The 9,383-nt window shown below is 42.3% G+C and carries 4 protein-coding genes; all 4 read right to left on the minus strand.

Annotation, left to right across the window (positions count from 1 at the left end; genetic code table 11):
* Positions 1 to 38 precede the first annotated feature (38 nt).
* Entirely contained in the window at positions 39 to 1,229 is a 1,191-nt protein-coding gene (locus tag MKI85_RS13075; protein WP_241628220.1) for an HlyD family efflux transporter periplasmic adaptor subunit, read from the minus strand.
* A gap of 2 nt (positions 1,230 to 1,231) precedes the next feature.
* Positions 1,232 to 3,358, minus strand: coding sequence for a type I secretion system permease/ATPase (locus MKI85_RS13080; RefSeq protein WP_241628221.1), 2,127 nt, complete (start codon positions 3,356 to 3,358; stop codon positions 1,232 to 1,234).
* Positions 3,355 to 4,884: a TolC family protein gene (locus tag MKI85_RS13085; RefSeq protein WP_241628222.1), complete on the minus strand. Its 1,530-nt coding sequence runs from the start codon at positions 4,882 to 4,884 to the stop codon at positions 3,355 to 3,357. Before MKI85_RS13085 ends, MKI85_RS13080 begins: the two co-directional genes overlap by 4 nt.
* Positions 4,885 to 5,033: 149 nt before the next feature.
* Positions 5,034 to 9,383 (minus strand): beta strand repeat-containing protein (locus MKI85_RS13090; RefSeq protein WP_241628223.1); only part of this gene is annotated, 4,350 nt, incomplete at its 5' end.

Consider the following 9,383-nt stretch of genomic DNA (forward strand, 5'->3'; position numbering starts at 1 on the left):
TGTTGAATCATCTTACTGGCTTAACCCGATCAAAAATCTTATCTTTCCCTTAACGCTTCTTTGGCTTTGTTAAAAGGTTTGATCAAATAATCTAAAATTGTTTTTTGACCTGTTTTAATATCTACAGTAGCGACCATACCTGGAGTAATATTGAATTCCTTCCCCTCTTTATTGATCAACTTGTCTGAATCAGTCCGAATGTAGACTCTATAATAAAATTGATCTTGCTTCACTTCATCTCTGAGCGTGTCGGGTGAAATCACAGTCACCTTGCCTTTTAAGCCACCATAAATCGAATAATCATAAGCCGTAATTTTAACTAAAGCGTCTTGCTCAGGTCGAATAAACGCAATATCCCGTGGGGATATTCTTGCTTCAATAAGCAGTTGTTCATCCAAAGGAACGATGGTCATTAATTTCCCATTTTGAGAAATCACACCACCAATCGTCATGACATCAATCTCTTTCACAATGCCACGTACAGGAGATTTAAAAATTGTACGGCTAAGGGTATCAGATTTACCTTTCACCACTTGAGATTGGGTTTCGATATCCGTATTGGCCTTGGCTAATTCTTCTCTAGATTTAACCAAGTATTGATTCTGAACATCATTCATTTGATTTTTTAAATCAGTTGCCTGACGCTTTAAACGGAGCACTTCAACTTCGCTGGCTGCCCCTTTCGCAACCAAAGGTTCCGTCATGGCTAACTCTTGTTGCACCAGTACCAAAGCTTGTTTTAAGCCAGAGACGGATTCTTCCAAATTAGAACGTCGGGAGTGATAAAGTGCAGTTTCTGCATTAACCAGAGCTGGCTCTTTCATGACTTCTTCAGGAAAAATTAATCTAGTTCCATTGACTTCCGCACGTAGACGCGCTGCTGTTGCCTTGGCAGACAGTAATAATGATTCCGACTCTCCAACATTTGATGCAAAACGAGTCGGGTCTAGCTGAGCAAGGACTTGACCCTGTTCTACAATTTCTCCTTCACGTACATTCAGTTTAGTCAAAATTCCGCCTTCAAGGGATTGCACGATTTGTTCTTTCGAGGAAGGAATGACTTTCCCTGTCCCAGTCGAGACTTCTTCTAATTTAAATAACCACGCCCAAATGAGTAAACTCAGTAAGCCAATACAAATAATCCAGATGAAAATACTGACTTTGGGTAATGGCTGTTGCAATTCTTTAGTTTTCTTAGAGCCTGTGCTGATTACTTGATCTTGTCCCATCATTAGGCTCCCATTTGCTGCTTAGGTTGTGATAGTTTCAAAATTTGATCTTTTGGACCATCCATCACAATTTTTCCATCATTCACGACAATTACACGATCAACCAGTTCTAAGATGGCTCGGCGGTGAGTCGCAACAATAAGTGTTTTGTGCCCTAACCAATTTTGCAGTTGTTCGATAAACTGTTTTTCAGAAACATCATCTATGGCAGCTGTGGGCTCATCCAGCAATAAAACATTAGGCTTTCGAATAAGTAACCGTGCCAATAACAAAGCTTGCTTCTGACCACCAGAAAGACCTATTCCTCCTTCTAGAATCTGATAATCCAGCCCTTCCTTTTTCTCTTGTACAAAATTCAAAGCCCCCGAAAGTCTCAATGCATCAAAAATATCTTGATCATTGGCTAAGGGCGTACCCAACTTTAAGTTCTCGCGAATAGAGCCAAAAAATAAATGCGCATTTTGGTTTAAAAGACCGACATCACGTCGAACATCTAAAGGATCAATCAAACCCAAGACAATATCGTCAATTTTGATCTGACCTTTTACAGGTTCTTGCATACCCGCCAACAATTGCAATAACGTTGATTTTCCAGCGCCATTACGCCCTAAAATTGCAATTTTCTCTCCAGCTTTAATCTGAAGTTTTTGAATAGCGAGAATCGGTTTTGCATCATTTTGACTATATTTAAACTCGACTTGATTTAACTCATAATGACCAAACAAGGCTGGTCGGTGAATTAAATGGCTATGTGGCGGCTGATCCACTGGCTTTTTCATTAATTCATCTAAACTGCTTTTTGCGACTTTAGCTTGTTGTAGACGCCCCAATACACCTGAAATTTGGGCGATAGGTGCCAACATTCGTGAAGAAAGAATGGAACATGCCACCAAAGCACCGGTCGTCATTTCACCATCCATAACAGCAAAACAGCCCACTAAAACAACAATCGCAAAGGTTAAGCCTTGAACCTTTTGTGTCCAAGCCGTCATTACGCCCACTAATTTACGTTGACGCATAGAAATGTCGGCAGAGACTTCATTCATATGGTTCCACTGGTTCTGAAAACGCGACTCCGCTCTTAAGAGTTTAATGTCTTCTATCCCTTGAACGGCTTCGACCAACATTGCGTTCCGTATCGCACTTTCCCGCATACCTTCAGCTGCTAATTTAGCCAATGGCTTTTGAATTAGAAGACCAGGAAGAATCATCAGCGGCACCACCAACACCATCACCCAGAATAGATTGCCACCAATTAACCAGAATATGACCAGAAATAAGAAGAAGAATGGTAAGTCCGCAATGGCCGATATCGTCGTTGAAGTCACTAACTCTCTAACGCCTTCAAGCTCTCTAATTTGTGAAATGAATGTTCCTGTCGATTTTGATCGTTCTTTATTTTTGATTCTTAAGGCATGACCAAAAACCACATCAGAAATGCTTAAATCTGCTCGCTTGCCAATGATGTCAGATAAAAAAATTCGCGCCACACGTAAACAAAACTCAAATACTGCTGCTATTAATACTCCGCCAGCCAAGACCCATAGAGTAGGTACGGATTGGGCAGGAATGACTCGATCGTAAACGTTCATGGAAAAAACAATCGTCGCTAACGCCAAGATATTTGCCATTAACGAAGCAAGCATAATATCCAAATAACGTTTCCAATCACGTAACACGATCGACCAGAACCAACTTGGATCATAAGGCTTGACGTATTCATCGACACGAACATCAGGGACTGATTTTTCAGGTCTCAAAACATAAATATTGGCAACATGTGGCTTAAGCGTTTCAAAAGTGAATACTTGTGCCAGTCCTTGATCACCGCTTAACTGGACACTTAAATTTCCATTCGCATCAATTTTATCGAATACACCAACTTGCCCATCCTGCATTTCAATCAGAACAGGTAAATGCCATGGGCTAATTTCATCTAAGCTAAAATTGCATTTACGATAATGCAGACCAATTTGCCGCGTAGTTAAACTTAATACATCCTCGACAGTTTGATGCTGTGCCCAATCCAATTGAAGTCTAATGCGCTCTTCAGATGGGTCTAACAAATAATGCTTTGCAATAACCAAAATGGCTTGAAGCCATGGCTGATAATTAATTACATTGCTCATGGCTGAATTTCAAACCCTTGTATTGAAATATTATTTAACTGATATAGGTCACGAGTACGCCCTGTGATCTTGATGTATTGAACTAAATTGGCGTAAATATCATATTTTGCAGTCTCTATTTCCTGCGCGGCACTGTGAATGGCCTGTTCCGAATTCAATAAATCAACGACCGATCGCGTTCCTAATTTGTATTGTTCTTGATACAGCTCTTTTGTCCGCGTTGTAGATTGCTGACGCGCGGTCAGAATTTGAATCTGCTTTTGCTTATTTTCTATTTCTTCTCGAATCAACTGCACTTGATCCAATACATCAAGATAGACAGCATTGAGTTCAGCTTTCGCGGCTTCTTCTGCATAGCTTGCAGAACGCTGTTTAGAGCGAATGGCTCCACCTTGAAAAAAATCGCTTGTTGCTTCAAGCATGATGGAATTATAGAAACCATCATCTTTGTCATTATTTGGATTTGTTCCATTTAATGCCTGACTGAGGCTTCCTTTGACACTGATTGTTGGGTAAGCACTCAATTTTGTTTGTTCTTTTTGAAATTTAGCAACTTGTATTGCAGCCTGAGCTGCCATCATTTCGGGCACCAGATTAAATTGCGTTTGTTCATAAAGCCCCGCCTTTTTAACAAGGCTTTCTGGTATTTTAATTTGCTGATTAGACACATCGCGCCCCAACAAATTACGTAATTTTTGTTGATACTGCTTTAGCTGATTTTCTTGAACAATTTTATTAGATTCAGCCGCTTCCAAGTCTGATTGTGCTTGGACTGGATCTGCTTGGCTACTGATCCCCGCATTTGCGCGTAGATTCGCAATTTCAGCAATACGCGCGATTCCTTTGATTTGCTGATCTGCAATCCGAACAATCTCTTGATATCGCTTAATATTTACAATCGCATTTGCAGTTTGATAGGCAATATCATCGATCTTGACCAGAGCATTTGCTTGTTCTTGCAAGAGTTTCGCTTTTTGAATATCGACTGAACTTTTGATTTTTCCAAAATCATAGAGCATTTGTGTTGCCGAAAGCGTATACAGCTGTCGACCTCGCTCTCCCGTCGTTAAATCGGCAGTCGTAATTCCCCCCGAAATTTGTGGAAAATATTCGGCTTTTGCTGCATCAATATTTGCTCCCTGCCCCGCTATTGTCGCAATGCTTTGAGTAATTTCTGGACGATGCCGTAGTGCTTGCTGTACAGCCTCCACAAAACTTAATTGTTGGTTTTCCCCTAAAAAATTTTGATTTGAAGCTGTCACTTTGATCTGCTGATTCACTTGATTTTTAGATGATGTCACCAGAGGAAGTTCCTCAGGCATCGATGTGCTTACAAGATCAAAGTCACTCAACCTTCCAATGTTTGCTTTGTAAAAAGAATCATTCGGCTCATTGGCAAACAATTGATGTATCTCATCTTTTTTATGACTTAAATGATCATAAAAAGTATCTGCTTTAACCGGCGTGACCAGAACGAAGAATGGAGATACTAAAATCCAGCCTAATCGCGATTTAATGGGAGTCATTTTTAAATATCTGAATTAAATCCATTGTTTATGGATTGAAAGGTGGAACTCATATTGGCAATTACTATTCATCTTTATTAGTGAATCAATCAAAAAATAAAGATTAAAAAACGGCTATAGACCCGAAGATCTATAACCGTTCTATTTCATTAACCAATGACAAGCTGATTATTAGCGAGTAAATCCTGCAAGTCTAAACCTGCTTGATTTTCAACGATTAATAAATCAGACATGGTATGAGTTGCAGCATTACCATCACGATCTACTTGAATAACCGCATTACCATTTCCATCATTTACTACAGTAATATAGTCCCCTAGATTACTTTGATCAGCCAATAGGCCATCAAAGAAATCAGCAGCAAATTCAATTTTATCGTTGGCTTGGTAATCTACCCATGTATCTGTACCATTTCCAGCTGTTGCATCAGCAGCATTCAGAACATCATACATGATGGTGTCATCACCTCGTCCAGTCGAGATGATGTCATTGCCTGAACCACCGTAAACAATGTCATTTCCAGCGCCAGCAATGATAATGTCATCGCCTGAACCGCCATAAATCGTATCAATACCACCTTTAGTTGCTGGGTCAGCAGCATCGGCAGCAATAAACTCACGGTAATTGGCTTTTACAAAATCATAGATTTGTTGCTGTGTTGGTTCACCATCGGCCCCTACACTACCATCTGCCTTAAGTTTGGCAATTAGTCGTGAATAGCCTGAATACTGCGGGTACAGCAATGAATCCAATCCTGTAATCCAGTTGGTATTCATCGCATCGCCAAACAGAATGTCATCACCCGCACCACCTTTAACAGTGTCATCTCCAACATCTGCTGGCACAAAGTTTTCAGATCCACCTATCAGATATGCAATCAACTTTTCAGTATTCGTAATTTTTTGAGCCGTTCCCGTATTGGAACCAGCACCAGTACTATAATTCCCTCCACTCCAAGTACCAGCAATTAAATCACCATTTATATTTGTATTGTCATAACGGGTGACATATTTCAAATCAACACTATCACCAATACCTACAGCAAAAACTTTAGTTCCATCAATACCCACAATATTGGAAAAAGCATTATCAATCTGCTGAATACCTGATTGGGTTGTCGAGCTAGGATTACCATCTGTTAAATAATAAACCTGATTTTCATAACCATTCGCATGAGCATCAGCGATTTCTGAAGATGAGAACCATTGATATGCATTGTTAAATCCATGGTGCGGATATGTTCCATTTCCATCTGCTTGTAATGCCTGAATATCACTCCAGAGTTGTTCGATATCAACGTTTTGGATGTCATTAATTCGAATATTTGTCAGATTTGAAGATTGAGTAATATTCGAACCACCAAAACTTGTAATCTGTAAATTAATCTGCCCATCATGATCCGCCATTTGCTGAACAAAAGCTTTTAATGCTGTTTTTGCTGCATCAATGAAGCTTGTTGTAGGGTTAGTAAGCTGACCAGTACGCATACTTCCAGACAAATCTAAAACAATAGATACATTGTAATCATGAGCTGCTATGAAATTAGTTTTTAAGCCGCCAGTGTCACCTGCAAGTACATCATTGCCTGAAGTACCAGTTAAATTATCATCACCATTTGTAGTGACTTCAGCAACTGCTGGCGCTGTATCCTTATTATCAGTAACAGGTTTACCGTTATTATCTAATGAATCAGCTTTTACATTAATTTTATCTGTCAAACCTATGAGATCTTCAGGTAATTTAACTTCATAGCTACCATCTGACTTAACTATAGTCGTTACAGTTAATGGAGCACCTGTAGATAAATCATTGATTGAATCTCCATTGTGATCTTTGAACGTCAAAACAACATCACTACCGATAGGTACATCCGTAGTTTGCCCTTTTACAATTCCTTCCTCATCAATTTCTGTAATCTCAAGAGAGCCATCAATGCGGTCTAAGCCACCTTGGTCTGGTGTGTTTGGATCATTGTCATGGTCAGTCTTTAATAGGCTGTCTTCAGCATCAACAGGGTTACCATTACGGTCTACTGTTTCTGCTTTCACTGTGATATCACCATCCGCAAAGTCTGTTGGTACTTCGGCTGTATAGTTACCATCAGCGTTTACAGTTGCGGTTACTTCGCGTTCTAGTGGATTGCCATCTTTGTCTTGACCTGTAATCGTCAAGGTCACATCACTACCTGGTTCAACGTCAGTTGTTCCACCTGTGATATTGCCATTGCTTTGAACGTCAACGGTGATGGCACCCGCAACCAAGTCTAGACCGGTGTCTTCTGGTGTAGTTGGATCTGTATCGTTATCACCTTGTGCTGCAATGCTGTCTGTCGCTGGACCGACACCTTGACCATTTCGGTCAGTGGTATTCGCAACAACGCTGACGGCTGAACCATCAACAATACCGTCTGCTGCAGTTACAGCACTGCTGTAGTGACCTGAAGCATCTGTCGTAACTGTCTTGCTTACCGTGACTGGATTGCCGTTGGCATCTGTTCCTGTGATGGTCAACACAACGTCTGTACCTGGTGCTACGTCTGTCGTGGTTCCTGTGATCGCACCTGTCTCAACGATGTCAACGGTGATGGCACCATCAACCAAGTCTAGACCGGTGTCTTCTGGTGTAGTTGGATCTGTATCGTTATCACCTTGTGCTGCAATGCTGTCTGTCGCTGGACCGACACCTTGACCATTTCGGTCAGTGGTATTCGCAACAACGCTGACGGCTGAACCATCAACAATACCGTCTGCTGCAGTTACAGCACTGCTGTAGTGACCTGAAGCATCTGTCGTAACTGTCTTGCTTACCGTGACTGGATTGCCATTGGCATCTGTTCCTGTGATGGTCAACACAACGTCTGTACCTGGTGCTACGTCTGTCGTGGTTCCTGTGATCGCACCTGTCTCAACGATGTCAACGGTGATGGCACCATCAACCAAGTCTAGACCAGTGTCTTCTGGTGTAGTTGGATCTGTATCGTTATCACCTTGTGCTGCAATGCTGTCTGTCGCTGGACCGACACCTTGACCATTTCGGTCAGTGGTATTCGCAACAACGCTGACGGCTGAACCATCAACAATACCGTCTGCTGCAGTTACAGCACTGCTGTAGTGACCTGAAGCATCTGTCGTAACTGTCTTGCTTACCGTGACTGGATTGCCATTGGCATCTGTTCCTGTGATGGTCAACACAACGTTTGTACCTGGCGCTACGTCTGTCGTGGTCCCTGTGATCGTACCTGTTTCAACGATGTCAACTGTGATTGCACCATCAACGCGATCTAAGCCACCTTGGTCTGGCGTGTTTGGATCATTGTCATGATCGGTCTTGCCTTCTAGCGTTGCCGTGTCAGTCACTGGCTTGCCATTGTTGTCCGTGGATTTCGCTTCTGCTTCAACTGCTGAACCATCAACAATCGCTGCTGGAATATCAACTGTGTATTTACCATCAACCACTATAGTTTCAACGTCTTCCTTAACTGGATGACCGTCTTTATCTACACCTTCAATGGTTACAATGACTTTTTCACCTTCAGGGACGTCGGTCACTGTGCCTGATACTGTGCCAGCCTTCGGATCAATTTCAGCTGTGATTGCACCATCAACTCGGTCTAAGCCACCTTGGTCTGGCGTGCTTGGATCATTGTCATGATCGGTCTTGCCTTCTAGCGTTGCCGTGTCAGTCACTGGCTTGCCATTGTTGTCCGTGGATTTCGCTTCTGCTTCAACTGGCGAACCATCAACTATCGCTGCTGGGATATCAACAGTGTATTTACCATCAACTACTGTAGTTTCAACGTCTTCCTTAACTGGATGACCGTCTTTGTCTACACCTTCAATGGTCACAATGACTTTTTCGCCTTCAGGGACGTCGGTCACTGTGCCTGATACTGTTCCTGCCTTCGGATCAATTTCAGCTGTGATGGCACCATCAACCAAGTCTAGACCAGTGTCTTCTGGTGTAGTTGGATCTGTATCGTTATCACCTTGTGCTGCAATGCTGTCTGTCGCTGGACCGACACCTTGACCATTTCGGTCAGTGGTATTCGCAACAACGCTGACGGCTGAACCATCAACAATACCGTCTGCTGCAGTTACAGCACTGCTGTAGTGACCTGAAGCATCTGTCGTAACTGTCTTGCTTACCGTGACTGGATTGCCGTTGGCATCTGTTCCTGTGATGGTCAACACAACGTCTGTACCTGGTGCTACGTCTGTCGTGGTTCCTGTGATCGCACCTGTCTCAACGATGTCAACGGTGATGGCACCATCAACCAAGTCTAGACCAGTGTCTTCTGGTGTAGTTGGATCTGTATCGTTATCACCTTGTGCTGCAATGCTGTCTGTCGCTGGACCGACACCTTGACCATTTCGGTCAGTGGTATTCGCAACAACGCTGACGGCTGAACCATCAACAATACCGTCTGCTGCAGTTACAGCACTGCTGTAGTGACCTGAAGCATCTGTCGTAACTGTCTTGCTTACCGTGACTGGATTGCC

Origin of the sequence: Acinetobacter zhairuonensis (assembly GCF_022601715.1) — a bacterium.
In the GTDB taxonomy this organism is placed as follows: domain Bacteria; phylum Pseudomonadota; class Gammaproteobacteria; order Pseudomonadales; family Moraxellaceae; genus Acinetobacter.

What these genes read in the sequence shown, in the direction of transcription:
- MKI85_RS13075 (WP_241628220.1), bottom strand. Translation starts at nt 1,229, where the DNA reads ATGGGACAAGATCAAGTAATCAGCACAGGCTCTAAGAAAACTAAAGAA.
- MKI85_RS13080 (WP_241628221.1), bottom strand. Translation starts at nt 3,358, where the DNA reads ATGAGCAATGTAATTAATTATCAGCCATGGCTTCAAGCCATTTTGGTT.
- MKI85_RS13085 (WP_241628222.1), bottom strand. Translation starts at nt 4,884, where the DNA reads ATGACTCCCATTAAATCGCGATTAGGCTGGATTTTAGTATCTCCATTC.